This is a genomic window from Pantoea sp. BL1, from assembly GCF_000963985.1.
In the GTDB taxonomy this organism is placed as follows: Bacteria; Pseudomonadota; Gammaproteobacteria; order Enterobacterales; family Enterobacteriaceae; genus Pantoea; species Pantoea rwandensis_B.
Genome location: NZ_JZRH01000053.1, coordinates 17,487 through 35,597 on the forward strand (window position 1 = coordinate 17,487; position 18,111 = coordinate 35,597).

The 18,111-nt window shown below is 53.3% G+C and carries 22 protein-coding genes; 5 read left to right on the forward strand and 17 right to left on the reverse strand.

Annotated elements, in window-relative coordinates; translation table 11 throughout:
• Positions 1 to 17 precede the first annotated feature (17 nt).
• Positions 18 to 815, reverse strand: a complete 798-nt coding sequence (locus VH86_RS21310; protein ID WP_045834035.1) for a mannosyl-3-phosphoglycerate phosphatase-related protein — start codon at positions 813 to 815, stop codon at positions 18 to 20.
• Positions 816 to 1,177: 362 nt separating this feature from the next.
• On the reverse strand, positions 1,178 to 1,411 hold the full coding sequence (yodD, locus tag VH86_RS21315; protein WP_038646324.1) for a YodD family peroxide/acid resistance protein: 234 nt from the start codon (positions 1,409 to 1,411) through the stop codon (positions 1,178 to 1,180).
• 318 nt (positions 1,412 to 1,729) lie between these two features.
• Here yodD and VH86_RS25295 point away from each other — a divergent pair, with 318 nt between their 5' ends.
• The gene (locus VH86_RS25295; RefSeq protein ID WP_034824466.1) at positions 1,730 to 1,888 is read left to right on the forward strand and encodes a YqaE/Pmp3 family membrane protein; all 159 of its coding nucleotides are present in this window, start codon (positions 1,730 to 1,732) and stop codon (positions 1,886 to 1,888) included.
• A 67-nt stretch (positions 1,889 to 1,955) separates the two neighbouring features.
• Positions 1,956 to 2,150, forward strand: coding sequence for a protein DsrB (gene dsrB, locus VH86_RS21330; RefSeq protein WP_034824463.1), 195 nt, complete (start codon positions 1,956 to 1,958; stop codon positions 2,148 to 2,150).
• Between the two features lie 77 nt (positions 2,151 to 2,227).
• Here the strand turns inward: dsrB and VH86_RS21335 are convergent, their stop codons facing one another.
• From VH86_RS21335 to fliF, 15 genes are all read right to left on the reverse strand, one after another.
• Positions 2,228 to 3,934, reverse strand: a complete 1,707-nt coding sequence (locus VH86_RS21335) for a methyl-accepting chemotaxis protein (RefSeq protein WP_045834036.1) — start codon at positions 3,932 to 3,934, stop codon at positions 2,228 to 2,230.
• A 176-nt stretch (positions 3,935 to 4,110) separates the two neighbouring features.
• Positions 4,111 to 4,746 (reverse strand): transcriptional regulator RcsA, encoded by a 636-nt coding sequence (gene rcsA / locus VH86_RS21340; protein WP_038646331.1) that lies wholly within the window; start codon positions 4,744 to 4,746, stop codon positions 4,111 to 4,113.
• A gap of 629 nt (positions 4,747 to 5,375) precedes the next feature.
• Positions 5,376 to 6,164, reverse strand: coding sequence for a flagellar biosynthetic protein FliR (gene fliR, locus VH86_RS21345; RefSeq protein ID WP_045834037.1), 789 nt, complete (start codon positions 6,162 to 6,164; stop codon positions 5,376 to 5,378).
• Positions 6,164 to 6,433, reverse strand: a complete 270-nt coding sequence (gene fliQ, locus VH86_RS21350; RefSeq protein ID WP_034824451.1) for a flagellar biosynthesis protein FliQ — start codon at positions 6,431 to 6,433, stop codon at positions 6,164 to 6,166. The genes fliR and fliQ overlap by 1 nt, the downstream gene beginning before the upstream one ends.
• Before the next feature lie 77 nt (positions 6,434 to 6,510).
• Positions 6,511 to 7,242, reverse strand: a complete 732-nt coding sequence (gene fliP, locus VH86_RS21355) for a flagellar type III secretion system pore protein FliP (protein WP_034825234.1) — start codon at positions 7,240 to 7,242, stop codon at positions 6,511 to 6,513.
• On the reverse strand, positions 7,242 to 7,637 hold the full coding sequence (fliO, locus tag VH86_RS21360) for a flagellar biosynthetic protein FliO (RefSeq protein ID WP_038646335.1): 396 nt from the start codon (positions 7,635 to 7,637) through the stop codon (positions 7,242 to 7,244). The genes fliP and fliO overlap by 1 nt, the downstream gene beginning before the upstream one ends.
• Positions 7,638 to 7,639: 2 nt before the next feature.
• The gene (gene fliN, locus VH86_RS21365; protein ID WP_034824445.1) at positions 7,640 to 8,047 is read right to left on the reverse strand and encodes a flagellar motor switch protein FliN; all 408 of its coding nucleotides are present in this window, start codon (positions 8,045 to 8,047) and stop codon (positions 7,640 to 7,642) included.
• The gene (gene fliM, locus VH86_RS21370; RefSeq protein WP_034824442.1) at positions 8,040 to 9,047 is read right to left on the reverse strand and encodes a flagellar motor switch protein FliM; all 1,008 of its coding nucleotides are present in this window, start codon (positions 9,045 to 9,047) and stop codon (positions 8,040 to 8,042) included. Before fliM ends, fliN begins: the two co-directional genes overlap by 8 nt.
• 4 nt (positions 9,048 to 9,051) lie before the next feature.
• The gene (fliL, locus tag VH86_RS21375; RefSeq protein ID WP_034824439.1) at positions 9,052 to 9,537 is read right to left on the reverse strand and encodes a flagellar basal body-associated protein FliL; all 486 of its coding nucleotides are present in this window, start codon (positions 9,535 to 9,537) and stop codon (positions 9,052 to 9,054) included.
• Positions 9,538 to 9,667: 130 nt separating this feature from the next.
• A complete protein-coding gene (locus VH86_RS21380) occupies positions 9,668 to 10,945 on the reverse strand; it encodes a flagellar hook-length control protein FliK (protein WP_045834038.1) in 1,278 nt (425 codons plus the stop codon).
• Positions 10,942 to 11,385, reverse strand: coding sequence for a flagellar export protein FliJ (gene fliJ / locus VH86_RS21385; protein ID WP_038646338.1), 444 nt, complete (start codon positions 11,383 to 11,385; stop codon positions 10,942 to 10,944). Before fliJ ends, VH86_RS21380 begins: the two co-directional genes overlap by 4 nt.
• Positions 11,386 to 11,408: 23 nt before the next feature.
• Positions 11,409 to 12,773 carry a flagellar protein export ATPase FliI gene (fliI, locus tag VH86_RS21390; RefSeq protein ID WP_045815130.1) on the reverse strand — a complete coding sequence of 455 codons (1,365 nt, stop codon included), beginning with the start codon at positions 12,771 to 12,773 and terminating at the stop codon, positions 11,409 to 11,411.
• Positions 12,773 to 13,474 carry a flagellar assembly protein FliH gene (gene fliH / locus VH86_RS21395; protein ID WP_045834039.1) on the reverse strand — a complete coding sequence of 234 codons (702 nt, stop codon included), beginning with the start codon at positions 13,472 to 13,474 and terminating at the stop codon, positions 12,773 to 12,775. The genes fliI and fliH overlap by 1 nt, the downstream gene beginning before the upstream one ends.
• Positions 13,467 to 14,459 carry a flagellar motor switch protein FliG gene (gene fliG, locus VH86_RS21400; RefSeq protein WP_038646347.1) on the reverse strand — a complete coding sequence of 331 codons (993 nt, stop codon included), beginning with the start codon at positions 14,457 to 14,459 and terminating at the stop codon, positions 13,467 to 13,469. Before fliG ends, fliH begins: the two co-directional genes overlap by 8 nt.
• Positions 14,456 to 16,192: a flagellar basal-body MS-ring/collar protein FliF gene (fliF, locus tag VH86_RS21405; protein WP_045834040.1), complete on the reverse strand. Its 1,737-nt coding sequence runs from the start codon at positions 16,190 to 16,192 to the stop codon at positions 14,456 to 14,458. The genes fliG and fliF overlap by 4 nt, the downstream gene beginning before the upstream one ends.
• A gap of 359 nt (positions 16,193 to 16,551) precedes the next feature.
• Here fliF and fliE point away from each other — a divergent pair, with 359 nt between their 5' ends.
• The 3 genes from fliE to VH86_RS21420 all read left to right on the forward strand — a co-directional run bounded on the left by fliE (position 16,552) and on the right by VH86_RS21420 (position 18,092).
• Positions 16,552 to 16,863: a flagellar hook-basal body complex protein FliE gene (gene fliE, locus VH86_RS21410; protein WP_045834041.1), complete on the forward strand. Its 312-nt coding sequence runs from the start codon at positions 16,552 to 16,554 to the stop codon at positions 16,861 to 16,863.
• Positions 16,864 to 16,972: 109 nt separating this feature from the next.
• Complete coding sequence (locus VH86_RS21415; RefSeq protein WP_045834042.1) at positions 16,973 to 17,680, forward strand: YnfC family lipoprotein; 708 nt, start codon at positions 16,973 to 16,975, stop codon at positions 17,678 to 17,680.
• 229 nt (positions 17,681 to 17,909) lie between these two features.
• Positions 17,910 to 18,092: a hypothetical protein gene (locus VH86_RS21420; protein ID WP_045815127.1), complete on the forward strand. Its 183-nt coding sequence runs from the start codon at positions 17,910 to 17,912 to the stop codon at positions 18,090 to 18,092.
• Positions 18,093 to 18,111: the final 19 nt, after the last annotated feature.

The window sequence follows — 18,111 nt, forward strand, 5'->3', positions numbered from 1 at the left end:
ATCCTTAGGTCAGAGGGTTATTCGGGTTGCGCGAGAAAATAGTCCAGCCCTTCACGCCAGCCCTGCGGGCCGACATGCGCGGTGTGATAGACATTCTGTTGATCGCGCCGTGAGAGGATCACCGGGGTTTTACTGAATCCTTTAATCACCACGGCATAATCCACCTGCTCCAGCATCGGCACATCATTGGGGCCATCGCCGAGGCCGATGGTGGTGCGCTTCTCCCCGGTGCGTTGTTCGAGATGCTGCTGGAGTTGATGCAATGCAATGCCTTTACCGCAGCCCGCTGGCATCACATGCCAGAATCGTCCTCCCTGGGTGAGCGCCAGGTTGTGTTCCGCCAGCGCCGCGCGAAAATCATCCAGCTTTTCGCCATCATCGCGCCAAAGTATGACTTCTGAAGCATCGCGCAAGCGGCTCTGGCTGGCTTCGGCCAGGGTTAATCCGGTGAAGCGGGCCACGTCCGCATCACTGAAGTCATGAAAACCGGTGAAACGGAAGGTGGGTTGCAGTGTTTTCAATGAGCGGCACAGCGCAAGATAGTTTTCGCCCGGTTCCTCCGCTGCAATCTGCTCGCCATTAAAAGCGATAAACGCCCCGTTTTCAGCGATGAAAGGGGTACCGGAAAGACCCAGGCGTTTCTGTAAGGGGATCATTTCAGCGGCCGTTTTACTGGAACAAAACACCACGGGAATCGCCTGCTGTTTGAGGCGCTGCAACCATTCACTGGCAGCATCCCAGTTGTAATCATGATGATCCAACAGTGAGCCATCGAGATCGGTCACAATCATCAGCGACGAGTTAAGTCTGAGCATCAACACACTCCTTACGCCAGGCGCGTCCGTAAAGCAGAGACTAATCAGTATAATGGCGTTATGGCAATCACACTTTTATGCGAGTGGCTCACGTCAACTTCCAGGATAAATCTTAAAACAACAGGGTGACGAATAGGTACATGCCCACATTGCGTATAAAAGAAACACAGTAGGCACACGGTGTTTTCGGTAACAAATGGGGAAGGTCATGCTTTTTTGTTCGCTTTACACGCAAGATTGGGACTTGTCTTGTGTTGACTAAAGCGTAGTCTGACTCAGGTGTTAAGAATTTCCTGGTGTAACGAATTTACTGAATTATTTTACCCGGCCATCCCGCCGGGTATTTTTTTATGAAATCGATTTCAACGGTTAACTTCAGTGATCGAGAAGTCACGGATATCGAGTTCAAATGCCTCAGCCAGTTCGATGTAAGAGTCATAGGCTTCGCCATTCACTTTCACCCGGTGAGCGTGTTCCGCTTCCATAAACTCTTTTACCTCGCCTGAGGTTTTCTTCTGAATCGCTTCCAGCAATGCTTCAACGTCGATGTTCACTTCGCGCTGCACATTGTCACTGTACTCTTTTGCGGTTGTCATAGTCGGCCTCCCAGAGGCGATGAGATTCTTTATCAGTATAGACAACGGGGAGAATGGGCAGGAAAGGGCGGATTTCAGGCAAAAAAAAGCCCGCGCTGCGCGGGCAAAAATCCTTGTTACTTTTAGGTTGACTGCGCCTTTGGGGTTGGTGCAGTACGAAGAAGTGTACGGGCTGCCCGCGTCAGAAGTCTCTCTGCGTACTGTTAAGAAAGTGAAAAGCCGCGTTCTGACAGAACTTTACCCACCTGTCATCTCATTAATTGAATCAGCGGCTATGCTTAGAGCTTGACGATAAATAAGTGATATCAGGGAGTTAGTATGGATTTTATTCGAATTGTAATTGCGATTTTACTGCCACCGCTGGGTGTATTTCTGCAGGTGGGCTTTGGCGGCGCCTTCTGGCTGAATATCCTGCTTACGTTGTGCGGGTATATCCCGGGCATTGTGCATGCCGTGTGGGTAATCGCCCGACGCTGATCCGGATCAGGCAGCCGCCATTTTCTTCCGTTACACTGTATTCAGGACAATCTCTGGAGAGTAATCAATGCAGGTGAATGACCGCGTAACGGTAAAAACCGATGGCGGCCCACGTCGCGTGGGTACGGTGCTGGCAGTCGAAGGTTTTAATGAAGGGACCATGTATCTGGTGGCGCTGGAGGATTATCCGCTGGGGATTTGGTTCTTTAATGAAAGCGACCATGCGGAAGGGGTGTTTGTTGAGCCCTACGAGGAAGCTTAAGACTGCGTAAAAAATCAGGTGCACATAAGGTGCACCTGTTGTGTATCAACCCCTGCCATCAATGACGGCGTGAGGGTTTAGAACGTTTCCCAGTTGTCATTGCTGTTCGCCGCTGCCAATGCTGGACGCGGTGTCAGCGTAGGGGACTTCAGGGGGGGTGATGAAGGTGCCATCACCCGCGATGCGGGCGAATCGTTAAGTTTAAATGCTGCAACGGCCTGCGTCAGACGGCCCGCCTGATCTTCCAGCGAGGCTGCCGCTGAAGAGGCTTCTTCCACCAGCGAGGCGTTCTGCTGGGTTACGTTGTCCATCTCGGTAACCGCCAGGCTCACCTGCTGAATGCCACGGCTCTGCTCATCGGAGGCGGCGGCAATTTCCGACATAATATCGGTTACACGACGCACCGCCTCGACGATCTCACTCATGGTCGAGCCGGCTTCACCTACCTGATGTGAACCGTTATTAATCAGGTCAACCGACTCGGCAATCAGCGATTCAATCTCTTTCGCGGCCTGGGCACTGCGCTGGGCCAGATTGCGCACTTCGCTGGCCACGACAGCGAAACCACGCCCTTGCTCACCAGCACGCGCTGCTTCTACCGCCGCGTTCAGCGCCAGGATATTGGTCTGGAAGGCGATACTGTTAATGACGTTGGTGATCTCAGCAATTTTCTTCGAGCTGCCAGAGATATTGTTCATGGTTTTCACTACGCCATGCACCAACTCGCCACCGCTACGGGCTTTGCCGGAAGCATCCGCAGCCAGTTGACTGGCATGGTGGGCGTTCTCCGCATTTTGCTTCACGGTCGCGGTGAGCTGTTCCATGCTGGCAGCAGTTTGCTCCAGCGCAGAAGCCTGCTCTTCAGTGCGTGAGGACAAATCGGTGTTACCGGCGGAAATCTCGCTTGATCCTTGATAGATCGCAACGGCGCCTTCGCGGACGGTGCCGACGGTACGCACCAGTGCGGCCTGCATCAGTTGCAGATTATGCAACAGGCTGCCGATCTCGCTACGGCCATACGCTTGTTCCGGTGCGGTCAGATCGCCCTGAGCAATGCGCCCGATGCGCTCAACCGACTGACGCAACGGGCTGATCACCACACGGCGCAGGAAGACGAAGGTGAGGAGCACCAATACCAGAGCAGCAGCAAAGGCCACAGCCATGGCAATAAAGCCGACGCGGGACTGGTGCGCTGCTTCCGCGTTGATCGCTTCGGCACGGTCAGTACGAATTTTTATCGCTTTCAGTAATACCGCGTTATATGCATCATCCAACTTGCGTGTCACGTCGGTTTCCTGCGCCACGATCCCTTCGAAGCTGCCTTGTTTAGCCGACTCAATCATCGGCTTTAATCCCTTATCGATATAGTCATTGAATGCCGCGGTGAGTGGCGCATCCAGCGCGATATCTTCTGGCGTTTTCGCCTTGCGGTCCATATAGATTTTAAAACCGTCACGCGCTTGCTTGATGCGGGTCTCCGTGCGCGCCAGATCGGCACGATAGCCATCCATTTCACCAATACGCGCAGCGGCGCCGGATTGCAGTACGTTCAGGCGAGCGGTACGCAAATGGTTCGAGCTATTAGAGATGCCCATACGGATTTGAATTTCATCCGTTGCATCGTTGAGGGAATTATTACTCTGGATCAAAAAATAGCTGGCGAGGCCGATACACAGGGCAAAAAGCAGCAGAATGCCACCAAAGATCATGCTGAAAAGAGGCATCAGGCGCAGGTTCTGCCAGATGCTGAGCTTATATTGCTCATCAATCGATGCTGTTTTCATATCCTTGCTCTCATTTTGGGTAGGTGTTCTGAGAACAAGCATCGGCAGTTCAGGCCAAAGGATTAGGGGGCGAAATGAGACCTGGCTCGCAGATCCAGGCAAAACGACAAAGGGCCAATCTGCGGATTGGCCCTTTGTCGGCTACGGCTATTTACTCAAACTGTTCACATGCAGGACTATCGCACGTTGACATAAATACCGGAGGTCACGTTATCGGTCAGTCGCACCACATGATAAATAACCTGTTTATTATGTGTCTTAATTTTGCGTTTTATATTACCTTTGTGTGACGATACCGTTTTGGCTTTAATTTGCATCTTGTCTGAAATTTGAATGGTGTCATGACCTGACATCCACATTTTCAGCATATTTGACTCAGTCTGACTTAATGTCAGTGGGTGAATATCCAGGCCTGCTGAAATACGCGGGGTTGCGCTGAGTTTCTTTTGCAGGTAAGTGCCAAGCAGTGAGTCCAGAGTCGAAGTTTTCACCGATTTTGATGTAATAATCAAGTTCTTACGAACATAGAGGTATTCCTCAAAATGGATGTTCGAGATCGCCATAAAGATAAAAAATAGCGTATCTGGATGCTGCATAATAATGGCGCGAATACGATCGCTGGAATCAGCTTCATGAATAAAACATTCTTCATTAATAAAGACGACACCAGGTTTAAGCTGTTCACATCTTTGTTGCAATTGTTCAATATCAGAGACCGGAGTAATATTTTTCTTTTTAACTCCTTTGGCCGACATATAGTCTGATAATCCCAGGCGTGTGTAGTTACATGAATCCATAATAATCGTTGGCATTATAGCGACCCTCACCAATTTGTTATCCGTTTAAATCAACGATGAATACGCGTTTGCGGTACGAGAGAGATTTCCAAAGACACTTTTTTATTCTGCTCGGCAGATTGGCGAATGATATCCGTGCGCCATCATGACTCTATCCCTGAACCCTTCTGCGAAGTTTTTTGTGTTACTTCCACGTCACTCTTGTCCCCGCGATAGTGGGAATCGCCGGGAGTTTGCATTAAGTGTGTAATTCGCTCTGTTTTTGAGAGCCCTGTCACTATCGCGCAAGTCACAGACAAATCTGATAGGACAATTCTTAAAAACATTTGAATCGCGAAAGTGTGACGTTTCAGCGAGTGTTGACAATGCCGGAAAAAAGGGATTTAGACAAGAAAAATCGCTGTAAAATTTTTTTTGTTTAAAAACAGCCCTTTGAGCATTTATTCAACCAATTCACAAGGTTTATCGCCTTAGGAATCGTCTGACTAAAATACGCGAAGCGCCGTTTAATAAGAATAATTTTCACCTGAAATGCGCATTTATCAGAATAACCTCAGTTGATTTCTGAGAAATATGGTTCGAAAAATGCACAGATTGATTTTGAATACTTAACTATCGCATAAGAACTTCTACAGAATCGTTAATTAGCGTGCGCGGGAGAGTTCTGAGACAAACTGCGCGAGTAAATCAAAGACTTCGCTGAAGAGATGTTCGCAGAAGGGGGCGAGCAGCGGCATCATCATACCCAGACTGAGGATCCCCACCGTTAAGGTAATCGGAAAGCCAATCGCGAAAACCGACAGTTGAGGTGAAACACGGTTTAACAAACCTAGTGCCATGTTTAGCGTGAGCAATAAAACAATTAAGGGTAGCGCTAACATCATGCCATTAAGGAAAATTAAACCGGCGGACTTCACCAGCGCCATAAAAGCATTGGCGTTGAGGGGTTGATCGTTAATCGGCAGGGTATGAAAACTGTCCACCAGCAGCGAAATCAGCCACAGGTGTCCGTTGAAGGTCAGAAACAGCAGCATCGCCAGCATATCGAGAAAACGCGCCAGCACCGGCATGTTAAGGCGGCTGCCAGGATCAAAGAAAGTGGCAAAGGATAAGCCCATCTGTAAACCCACGACTTCACCGGCCATACGCACCGCGGCAAACGCCAGTTGCATCGTCAGGCCAATCCCCACACCAATCAGTAATTGCTGTAACAGGATCCAAAAACCGGCAGGGGTAAATAACGTGACTTCTACCGGGGGCAACACGGGAATGACGATCCAGGTCGTCAAAACCGCGAGACCCACTTTCACGCGCTTGGGAATGGATTTCTCACTCAGCACCGGCGCACTTGCGAAGAGTGCCAGCAAACGCACCATCGGCCAGAAAAATTGCGCGACCCAATGGACCAGCTGGCTGCTATCGAGATTAATCATCAGCCGATGATATAAGGCAAGTTGGTCAACAGATTACGCATGTAATCCAGTATCAGGTTCAGCATCCACGGGCCGGCAATCACCGCGGTGGCGGCAACGGCAAGGATCTTAGGAATAAAGGAGAGTGTCTGTTCGTTGACCTGCGTGGCTGCCTGTAACAGGCTGATGATCAGACCGCTGACCAGTGCCGCCAGCAACAGCGGTGCGGCGAGCATCAGGGCAATTCGCATTGCTTCCTGGCCGATGACCATAACCGATTCGGGTGTCATGCTGCGCTCCTGGCGTTATATGCTGCGGCTGTGAGGCCGACCGGATTGAGAGTTGCCATCGACTTTTCTCTGCGCCGCTAGGAGTAGAAACTTTGTGCCAGTGAACCCACCAGCAACTGCCAGCCATCCACCAACACAAATAACATCAGCTTGAATGGCAGAGAAATGGTCGCCGGCGGCACCATCATCATCCCCAACGCCATCAACACGCTGGCAACCACCAGGTCGATGATCAGGAACGGGATGAATACAGTAAAGCCAATCTGGAAAGCGGTTTTCAGTTCACTGGTGACGTAAGCCGGCAGCAAAATGCGCATCGGCACGGCTTCCGGACCTTGAATCGGCGCGGTGTTGGCAAGACGAGCAAACAGCGCTAAATCGGCTTCACGCGTCTGACGCAGCATAAACTCACGCAGCGGCTGAGCGCCTTTGTCGATCGCTACGTCCATGCTGATTTTGTCCTGGCTGAACGGCAAATAGGCATCGCTGTAAATCTTGTCGAAGGTCGGCGCCATAATAAAGAAGGTTAAAAACAGCGCAAGGCCAAGCAAAACCTGATTGGGTGGCGCAGAAGGCGTGCCCAATGCGTTACGCAGCAAGCCAAAAACAATGATGATGCGCGTAAAGCTGGTCATCATCAGCAAAATGGCCGGAATAAAGGTCAGCGAGGTGATAAACACCAGCGTCTGCACCGGCAGTGACCAGCTCTGGCCGCCATTCGCCAGTGGCTGGCTGACCAGTCCTGGCAATTGCGCATGGGCAACCGGTGCCAGCAACAGCAGTGGCAAGAGGGGAAGCAATCGACGCATCATTGGGGTTTTCCGGGACGTTTAACCAGGTTCTGCAACAGCTGACGAAAATCCTGTGGCGCCACGGTTTTGCTCACCAACTCTTCAGGTGGCAGCGGCGGCAGTGAATGCAGATGGGTAATTTGCTGGGCGGTGACGCCCAGCACTAAACGCGCATCGGCGGTATCAACAATCACCACCCGCTCCTGACGACCCACCTGCACGCTGGCGCTGATTTTTAGCGCCTGAGTGTTGACGGTTTTGGGCGCAAAGCCAAGGCGTTTTGCCAGCCAGCCACAGGCCAGAATCAGCAGAACAATCACAGCCAGCACGCTGCTGACTTGTCCAATCACCGAACCGGTAGAGACCACCGGCTGGCTATGAACAGGCTGGCCGATTTGCGCGTTCTTTAACATGCTTAACGGCTCAGACGACGCATACGTTCAGATGGCGTAATAATGTCGGTGATACGCACGCCATATTTGTCGTTCACGACCACGACTTCGCCCTGCGCAATCAGGTAGCCGTTGATCAGAATATCCAGGGGTTCACCCGCCAGGCCATCCAAGGCCACCACGGAACCCTGCGTCAGGCGCAACAGTTCTTTGATGGTCATCTTGGTGCGACCCAGTTCCACGGTGAGTTTGACCGGAATATCCATAATCAGATCGATGTCTTGCAGCGAGCCACTGGCGCCGTTGCTTTCAAACGATTTGAAAACGTTCTCTGTTGGATCAGGCGTGCTGGTGGTTGCCTGCTCGTTCATTGCCTCAGCCCACAGGTCGTCCGCAGAAATATCATCGGACGGTTTTTTGCTGTCACTCATCGGGCTGTTCCTCGTTCAGCGAATTCAAAATCGGGTTAATCAGGTGTTCAACACGCAGCGCGTACTGGCCATTCATGGTGCCATATTGGCTGGTCAGCACGGGTACGCCATCGACGTGAGCAATGATGCGGTCCGGCTTCTCAATGGGCAGGACGTCACCAGGTTTCAATTGCAAAATACGTGACAGGCGCATGGATGTTTCCGCGAAGTGGGCAATCAGCTCCAGCTCCGAGTGCTGCACCTGTTTCACCAGATTGTCGCGCCAGTGAGTATCTTCCTGACGGGAGTTTTCCAGTGGTGGATTGACCAGCAGCTCGCGCAGCGGCTCAATCATTGAAAACGGAATACAGATATTAAATTCACCCACCAGGTTACCAATTTCTACCTGGAACGGGGTGTTGACGACGATATCGTTCGGTGAAGTGGTGATGTTGGTAAATTTCACCTGCATTTCCGAACGGACGTACTCAACATCCAGCGGGTAAATCGCTTTCCAGGCATCGCTGTAACCATCCAGCGCCAGCTTCAGCATGCGGCGGATGACGCGTTGCTCGGTATGGGTAAACTCACGGCCTTCCACTTTGGTCGGGAAACGGCCATCACCACCAAACAGGTTATCTACGGCGATAAACACCAGGCTCGGTGAAAATACCACCAGCGCAGTACCGCGCAGCGGTTTCAGGTGGATCAGGTTCAGGTTAGTTGGCACCGGTAAATTGCGGGCAAACTCATGGTAAGGCTGAATCTTGATCGCACCGACACTGATATCCGGGCTACGGCGCAGCAGGTTAAACAGCGCCATACGAAAATGACGGGCAAAACGCTCGTTAATGATCTCCAGCGCCTGCAGACGCTCGCGCACCACGCGACGCTGGGTATTGGGATCATAGGGACGGATATCGCCATCGGTCCCTTTGGAACTGTTCTCTACTTCCGCGCTGTCACTGTCGCCATTAAGCAGCGCGTCAATCTCAGCCTGGGAGAGAATGCTATCGCCCATTAAATCACCTCAAAATGAAGGCGGTAAACAGCACGTCACTGACCACCTGTGGCGGTTGCGTTTTTACCAGCGGTGGCGCCAATGCCTGTTTGATCTGCTCAACCAGGGCCTGCTTGCCTTGTTCGGTGGCAAGCTGCGCGGCACTTTGACGTGAGAGCAGCAGCAGTAAACGGCTGCGCACCTCAGGCAGGTAATCATTCAACCGACGACGGGTATCCTCATCGGGCAGACGCAGGGTAAAGCCTACGTACAACACACGGTCGGGATCGTTGTCAGGATTGACCAGGTTAACCGTAAACGTATCCATTGCAAAAAATACAGGGGCGGCCGGTGGCTCAACTTTCGCCGCTTCCGGTTTGTCATCCCCGTGTTTATTCATCATTCGCCAGACTGCATAGCCTGCCACGCTGCAAGCGGCCAGCGTTACAATCAGTAACACCGGTATTAGTAGTGAACGTTTGCGGCCTTTAGCTTTCGCGTTATCAGACATGTTTGCAGTTACTTCCTGTGAATTATGGGCAAGCCTCTCGGCTCGCCTGGACAGATTATCCCGCGTCTTAAGTCAAACAATGGGAAGAAAAGACGCGGGTTTTACGCTTACCTTCAGCGTTTAGCCGCTGTCAGGCAAAGATATCGACAGCGCCGTTACCTGTCACACGCGCCTGGAGGGCTGCCGGGACGGCAATAGGCGTTATCTCGTTTTCACTGTCCTGGGAGAGGGTAAAGCTGCCGTGTTGGCCATCACGACGTCCTTCCTGCTGGCCCTGATAATTCTGGCTTTGTGCGAAGGCGTCGCTGCTGACATTACTCTGTCCCAGGTTAATACCGCTCTCCGCCAGCGCTGAACGCAGCTGAGGGAGAGCCGCTTCCAGCGCGGCCCTCACTTGGCTGTGGCTGGAAACCATACTTAACTGCGCCTGATCCTTATCGAGGGTCAGGTTGATCTGGATAGCACCCAAATCTTCGGGATGTAAGCGCAATTCGGCATTTTGCTGACCGTTGCGACTAAACATCACGATTTGCTGGCTTAACGCCTGCTGCCACTCATTGCTGCCGAGTTGGGCATTCAGCATCGGCGTCGACGGAGTGGTGCTGGTCGTCGCCGTACTGTTGGTCAGTGTGCTACTGCTGCTGACCGGGGCGCTGGTTAAGGCTGTTACCGTGTCGCTCTGAGTATTACGATGTTCTTCCGGTTTGCTGAGCGTGCTCAGCACCTGCTTAAAGCTTTCATCCAGTGACAGCGAGCTGTGACTGTTGCTGGCCGTAGTGCTGGCGGCAGCGGCACTGCTACTGGTTGGCGTCGTACTGGTATCACGGCTAACACCGCTCAGCACATCGCTGGATTTCTTATGAGGCGTACTGTCGGACTGTGCCTCTTGTTCATCTTTCACGGCGCTCTGCAGCGTTCGGCTTAACAATGATCCGTTTAGCGTAGTCCCTGCATCGGCAGATGTTTTATCCGTGCTGGCGCTGACGGCGCTCTGACTGTTTCGCGCTTCAACCGCAACCGGTAACATCGCGAACAGTGCCTGAACATTCTGTAAGTCGCTGGCACTTAACGAACTTGCTTCAGACTTGTCTTTATCATCGGCTGATTTCAGCGTGGCTTTAGTGTTTTCCGGTTGTAAAAGTGCGTTTAACGCCTCTGGTTTGTCCAGTGCCTGCAATAACGCGCTTAATGACGCTTTTGTGACGCCTTTTTCATCGACTTCTGCTGTCAGATCAGTCGATTGCGTGTTAACACCTTGTTGCTGAGCCAGTGTCAGTAGGCGGTTACCCAGTTCAGTGATAAAACCCTGTGGCAGCGCATCTGTACCCAGCAAATTGTCCGATGCAACAGCACTGTCTGCATCGCTGACTTTAGAGGTTTGCGTAACCATAGTTGGCAGCGTAATCATTCGCCTCTCCTCATAGCGGCCCGTTGGGCAAATTCATCCATCCGTTTCTGATCGAGACGGTTTTCTTGTCGTAATGCGTTTTCGGCAGCCCGAGTGATCAGCGTTTGATAAGCATTCAATCGCTTATGCTTTTCTTGCCAGCTGCTCAGCGCCTGATCCAAACGTTGATTCCACTGATTCAGCTGTTGCCGATGCTGTTCAATGGCTTTTTCCAGCGTCTGGATAAACTGGTGATAGTTGGTCCAGCGCAGGCTGGAAATACCGCCAGACATATCGGTGTTGAGCTTATTGCGGTACTCATCCTGATAGTCGAGCAGCATGGTGAGCTGCTCATCTGCCTGCTTTACGCCACGGCGCATGTCACCTAAATGAATCACGGCCTGTTCCAGATCCTGCTCCGCCATATCGCGCAGCTTATCGATTGCACTGGCAGTTTTCATGGCTTACCTCGCTTGGGCTCGCGCTAGCCGAACATGGCCTGCAGGTGCAGACTGGCGTCGTCATAGTCGCTGCGTTCGAAAATACCCTGTTGCAGGAAGGCTTCCATCTCAGGGTAAAGCTTGATGGCTTTATCGAGCATCGGATCGCTTCCAGCGGCATACGCGCCTACACTCACCAGATCGCGGTTGCGCTGGAAACTGGAGAGCAGTTGTTTGAACTGACGCACACGCGCGTAGTGGGTGTCATCAATTAACGCGGTCATCGCACGGCTGATTGAGGCTTCAATATCAATCGCCGGATAGTGACCGGCTTCAGCCAGACGGCGCGACAAGACAATGTGACCATCAAGAATGGCGCGCGCCGAGTCGGCAATCGGGTCTTGCTGATCGTCACCTTCGGTAAGCACGGTATAGAACGCCGTAATCGAACCGCCGCCGTGGGTGCCGTTACCGGCGCGTTCCACCAGGGCGGGGAGCTTCGCGAACACGGAAGGCGGATAACCTTTGGTGGCCGGTGGCTCACCAATCGCCAGGGCGATCTCACGCTGCGCCATGGCGTAGCGGGTGAGGGAGTCCATGATCAGCAGCACGTGCTGGCCGCGATCGCGAAAATCTTCCGCGATGCGTGTGGCATACGCGGCACCCTGCATACGTAGCAGCGGTGAAACGTCAGCCGGTGCGGCGATCACCACCGAGCGCGCACGACCTTCAGCGCCGAGGATGTTCTCAATGAATTCCTTAACTTCACGGCCACGTTCACCGATCAGGCCAACCACAATCACATCGGCTTTGGTGTAACGTGCCATCATGCCAAGCAGCACCGACTTACCGACGCCGGAGCCCGCAAACAGGCCCATACGCTGACCGCGCCCAACGGTAAGCAGGGCGTTGATCGCCCGGACGCCGGTATCCAGCACATCGTGGATTGGCGTACGTTGCAGTGGGTTGAACGGTGCGGTGATCAACGGCGCACGATAGCCGGTGTCCGGGGCAGGTAAACCATCCAGCGGTTTGCCTGCGCCATCCAGCACGCGGCCGAGCAGTTCTGGCCCAAGCAGCAGTTGTTTACCGCCTTGTGCGTTGTCACCGCTAAAACGGGCATAAACGCGCGCACCTGGCAAAATGCCGTCCACTTCTTCCAGTGGCATCATCAACAGTTTCTGACCGTTGAAACCCACCACTTCGCTTTCAACTTCAGTGATGTTGTTGCCGTCGTGACGTTCGATGATGCAGGTCGCACCGAGCGGCAGTTGCAGTCCGGTGGCTTCCAGTACTAAACCGGTGGCGCGGGTCAGACGACCATAGCGGCGCACGGTCTGCACCTGCGAAATACGATCCTCGAAAGCATCGAGTGCGCCAAGCCAGCGGGAAAGACGCGACGAGGTCATTACAAGGTCCCCGGTGCGGCCAGACGGCACAGTTCCTGCCAGCGGGTTGCCACGCTGGCATCGAGATCACCATCTTCGGCGCTGAGTTTACAGCCGCCGGGATGCAGTGAGTTATCGGCGAGCAGTTTCCAGCCGTGCAGATCCAGCGTCGGGCCCAGTGTCTGCTCAATGCGCTGTAAATCATCAGGATGCACGCGCAGCTGCGGTTTGCCGCTGAACATCGGTTCTTGCTGAATCAGTTGCTGAATCTGGCGCAGCAGGGCGGTGCCATCCACTTGTGTGGCCTGGCCAATCACCGTGCGCGCTGCTTCCAGCGCCAGCTGCATCAGACGTGAGGCGATGACGCTATCCAGCGCTTCCAGCGTGTGATGGAACTCGGTCACTAACTGCTGCATACGCGCCTGCAAGGGCGCCTGCTGCTGTTGGGCATCGGCCAGTCCCTGCTGGAAACCGGCGTCGTAGCCGTTCTGCTGCGACTCGGCAAAACCCTTTTGATAGCCTTCGCTGTAGCCTTGCGTCTGTGCATCTTTGCGCATCTGCTGCTGCATGCGCTCCAGCATCTGCTGTTGCTCAGCTTCGGCACTCATTTCGACATCCACAGCCGGCTCTTCCTGCGGCGGTTCTTCTGCCACTTTGAAGGTGCTGCCTAAATCATCAGGCTGCCAGCGCTGCCACGCACGGGCGGAAAAGGCATCAGACATAAGTTTCCTCGCCACCACCAATTACCATTTCGCCGGATTCTGCCAGGCGACGGACCACCAGCAGGATTGCTTTCTGTTCGTTCTCCACGGCCGACATACGCACCGGGCCACGGTTGGCCAGATCGTCGCGCAGGATATCGGCTGCACGCGCTGACATGTTCTTGAGGAACTTCTCGCGCAGCGGCTGTTCGGCACCTTTCAGTGCAACCAGCAACTGCTCGGACTCCACTTCCTGCAGCAGGCGCTGGATGCTGCGATCGTCCACTTCCACCAGGTTTTCGAACAGGAACATCTCGTCGATGATCTTCTGTGCCAGCTCGCCGTCGAAGTCGCGTACCGCTTCGATAACCGCTTCTTCCTGCTGTGTTTTCATCAGGTTGATAATTTCGGCTGCGGTTCTTACGCCGCCCATCTTCGCACGCTTGAGGTTGGTACCATCCAGCAGGCCGTTCAGCACCTCGGTCAGTTCTGCCAGCGCCGCTGGCTGGACACCGCCGAAGGTTGCGATACGCAGCATCACGTCGTGACGCAGACGTTCATCGAACAACGCCAGAATATCCGCAGCCTGGCCACGTTTGAGGTGCACCAGAATGGTAGCGATAATCTGCGGATGTTCGTCGCGGATAAGATCGGCCGCTGCCTGCGGTTCCATAAAGTTGAGCGTTTCCATGCCGCTGGTGGTCTCGTTTTTCTCGAGAATATCTTCCAGCAGGCTGGAGGCACGCTCCTCGCCCAGCGCTTTGATCAGCACCGAACGCAGGTAGTCGTTGGAGTTCAGGCTCAGCGCCGCAAACTGCTCGGCATCCGCTTCAAACTCGCGCAGCACTTCGGTCAGTTGCTTGTGCGACACCTGACGCATCCCCGCCATCGCGGCGCTCAGGTGCTGCACTTCACGCTGGTTGAGATGTTTGAACACCTCGGCCGCACGCTCTTCGCCAATGGTCATCATCAGAATGGCGCTTTTTTCAGTACCGGTCAGACTCATAGTTCTTTACTCATCCATTCGCGGATAACCAGCGCCACAACGCGCGGATCGTTTTCAGACATATCGCGGATGCGCTGGCTCATCACCTCGGCGCTCATGCGGTTATTCGATTTACGCTCTTGATCCAGCTCATCTTTACTGAGCTGCACACTGTAGGCTTCTTCAGATTCCAGCGCTTCTGCACGTGCTGCCGCCGCCTCTGCTGCTGCCTGCTCCTGCGCTTTCTTACGCATCAGCTGCGGACGAACCAGTTTGCGATACAGGATGAAGGCAACCAGCGCCACCAGCAGCCAGCGACCACCGCTCATCAACATGTCGAAGAAGGCTTGCGATTGCCAGAACGGCAGGTCACCGCCAGACGGCTCAGTCATGTTGAACTGCGAGTTCACCACGTTGATGCTGTCGCCACGATTCTGCGAGTAGCCCATCGCTTCACGGGTCAGGTCTTCAATCTGTTTGATCTGCTGATCGTTCAGTGCAACGGCTTTGCCTTTGCCGTCATCACGGTAGTTCACCACCACGGCCACTGACAGACGCTGCACATCGCCGACGTTCACCTTGGTGTGGCGAATGGTGCGATCCAGCTCGTAGTTCACGGTGTCGTTACGGCTTGAACTGCTCGGGCCGCTGCTTTGCTGCGTGCTGGTGGTGGTGCCGTTGTTGTTCGCCGCGTTGTTCTGGCCATTCGCATTCTGGCCATTGGCATTCTGGCCGTTGGCATTTTGCTGCTGAGGATTATTAACCGGCGCAGTATTCGCAGGGGCAGGTTGATTCGACAACGCACCCGGCACGCCGCCTCGGTAAGGGCTACCGTTCTGCTGGTTAGTATTGGTCTGACGCGAGCGAATCGCCGTGCTGTTCGGATCGGCGTTCGGTTTGTACTTCTCGTCAGTTTGTTCGCTGCGGTCAAAGTTGATCTGCGCTGTCACCTGCGCATGCACATTGCCCTGGCCAACGATCGGATTCAGGATGGCTTCGATACGTTGCTGGTAACGCGCTTCCACTTCAGACGCGTACTTCAGCTGTGCGTCATTCAGGTCACGACCTTCGCTGTCAGAACGGGTCAGCAGGCGACCGGCCTGATCCACCACGGTCACGTTGCCTGGCGGCAGACCGGCGACGCTGCTCGACACCATATGCTGAATGGCCTGAATCTGGCCTTCATCTAATGCACGACCCGGTTGCAGGTTCAATGTCACGGAGGCCGAAGGCGCTTTCTGCTCACGCACGAACAGCGTGGGTTTTGGCATCGCCAGATGCACGCGCGCGCTCTTGACCGGGCCGAGCGTTTCAATGGTGCGGGCCAGCTCACCTTCCAGCGCACGCTGGTAGTTGATCTGCTCGCTGAACTGGCTGATGCCGAACTTCTCTTTGTCCATCAGCTCAAAGCCAACAGAGCCACCTTTCGGCAGCCCCTGTTGCGCCAGGCGCAGACGCAGTTCATGTACCTTATCGGCAGGCACCATCAAGGCACCGCCGTTTTCGGCGAACTGGTAAGGAATGTTCATTTGCGTCAGTTGGGTAACAATCGCGCCGCCATCCTCATCGGAGAGGTTGTTATAAAGGACGCGATAGTCAGGGGCTTTAGCCCACAGCACCAATGCAAAAACCACTGCGATAGCGGCAGCGGCAGCAACAATGATAGGAATTCGCGGATTGGCGCGCAGGCGGGCCAGAAGGTCATTCAGACCTTTCTTTGCGGTATCTTGTGTGGCGGCTGCACTCGCATTCATGACCGATTCCTGCCTGACATAATTGACCGGGTAAGTTGTGGTGACAAAACAGACTCCCTGACTTCCCCCATCATATTTCGCGTTGTAGCTGCGTTGGCTGCGTTCGTTCACCCCAGTCACTTACTCGAGTAAGCTCCTGGGGATTCGCGAACTTGCCGCCTTGCTAAAGCGCGAACTATTTTGGGGGCCAAATGAAAAATGAAATTCCAATCTTATGGCTGGCATTATTGATGAATCGGGTCACTTCGATGGCTGGATAAGCTGGGTTTTTTACGTTTATTTAGCGCCTTTGTCCTATTGACAGTGTGTTAACTTTTGCAGCGTGAAAATTTAAACCCTTCTTTAATGAGGTACAGGCAATGTCGATTCAGGCAATTGATGGTGTGTTGCAGCAGCTGCATTTAACGTCGTTACAGGCCAGCGGCAAGCAGGCCGAGTCAACCCATCAGGTAGATTTTGGTGCCACCATGAAAGCAGCACTGGATAAGATCAGCGACACGCAAACCGCGGCTCGCACCCAGGCGCAGGATTTTGAAATGGGCAAACCGGGCATCCAGTTAAACGATGTGATGGTCGATCTGCAGAAATCCTCCATTTCCATGCAAATGGGGATTCAGGTGCGTAACAAACTGGTCTCGGCGTACACCGATATCATGAATATGCAGGTGTAGTAGCTGCACAGATTGTTGCGGTGTCAGGCGGGAAAGCATTTATCTTTTTCAGTAACAGCGGCATGATGCTGGCCTGACACACAGCGTATATCGAGAAGAGGATTCTCACGTGAAGCCCACCCTGCTGCTGCTGATGGCAACGATCATGCTATCCGGCTGTGATAATAAAAATGCGGACTTTGCACCGCAGATGAAAAATTACGCTTACCTCTATCAGTTCGAAGCCATTCCCGGCAAAGTCAAAAGCACGCATCAGCGCCTGTTTAGCGCCGACGACACGCCAATCTTTGATGTCGATATCGCGTTCGATGGGCAAGGCTGTATTTCCCATGTGAAATCCATTGATAAAGCCGGGGAGGTCACCGAAGTGACGCGGGAAGGCGATAAACTGACTGGCACTGAGAACGGCCAGGATGTGGTCGTCACGCTGAATAAGCAGTGCGCGCTAATAAAAAAAGTCACTCCTACCATGACGGTGGATATAGGCTATAACGATCAGGGTTGGGTCGATCAAATCTCCTCTCCCGCCTCTGATGTTAAATTCCATCTGACCTACAATAACGTCGGTGATATGACGCTGTTAAGTATTAAGAAGGGCGATGAGGAAGTTTCACGCGCCAGTGCCAAACATGATACGGATGCGAAAAAGATATCCGACGTGGTCACGACGGTGCAAAGAAACGAGCAGAGCAAGACGGTCACCACCCAGTGCCAATATAAGAATGATGTCCCTTTCCGTTGCGACACCGTCACCACGGACGGCGCAGGGCAAGTGACGGACAGGCAGTACGGCACCATTGATGTCACCTATTATTGATGTCTGAGTAAGCCGCGAATGCGGCTTTTTTTATGCCGTTAATATCGGCATCGATAAGCGAAGCGTTAAATAAAACAACAACTTACTGATCAATTGCGCGCTCGATATGCTAAAGTGTGGGCCTTAGGTAAGCATTCGTCAGAGCAGGGAACTCGGTGGGCAACATGCGCATCACGCGAGGCGTTGAGGAGTGTTGAGTAAGGGCTGCAGCGACAAGAAGCGTGTAAGAATGAAAGAAGGTTATTACTGGGTTAGAGATAAAGATAATCCACCAGAAGTCTGGCGATATATAAAGCAGTTTGGCTGGTACCGTCCCTGCGTTGCCGTGCCCATCACCTTAAGTTCATTTAAGTTGATGAACTACCAGGTCATCAGCGATCGATTATTACCACCGGGTTATTTCCCGCTTTAAATGAAAAAACCGCCGGTTG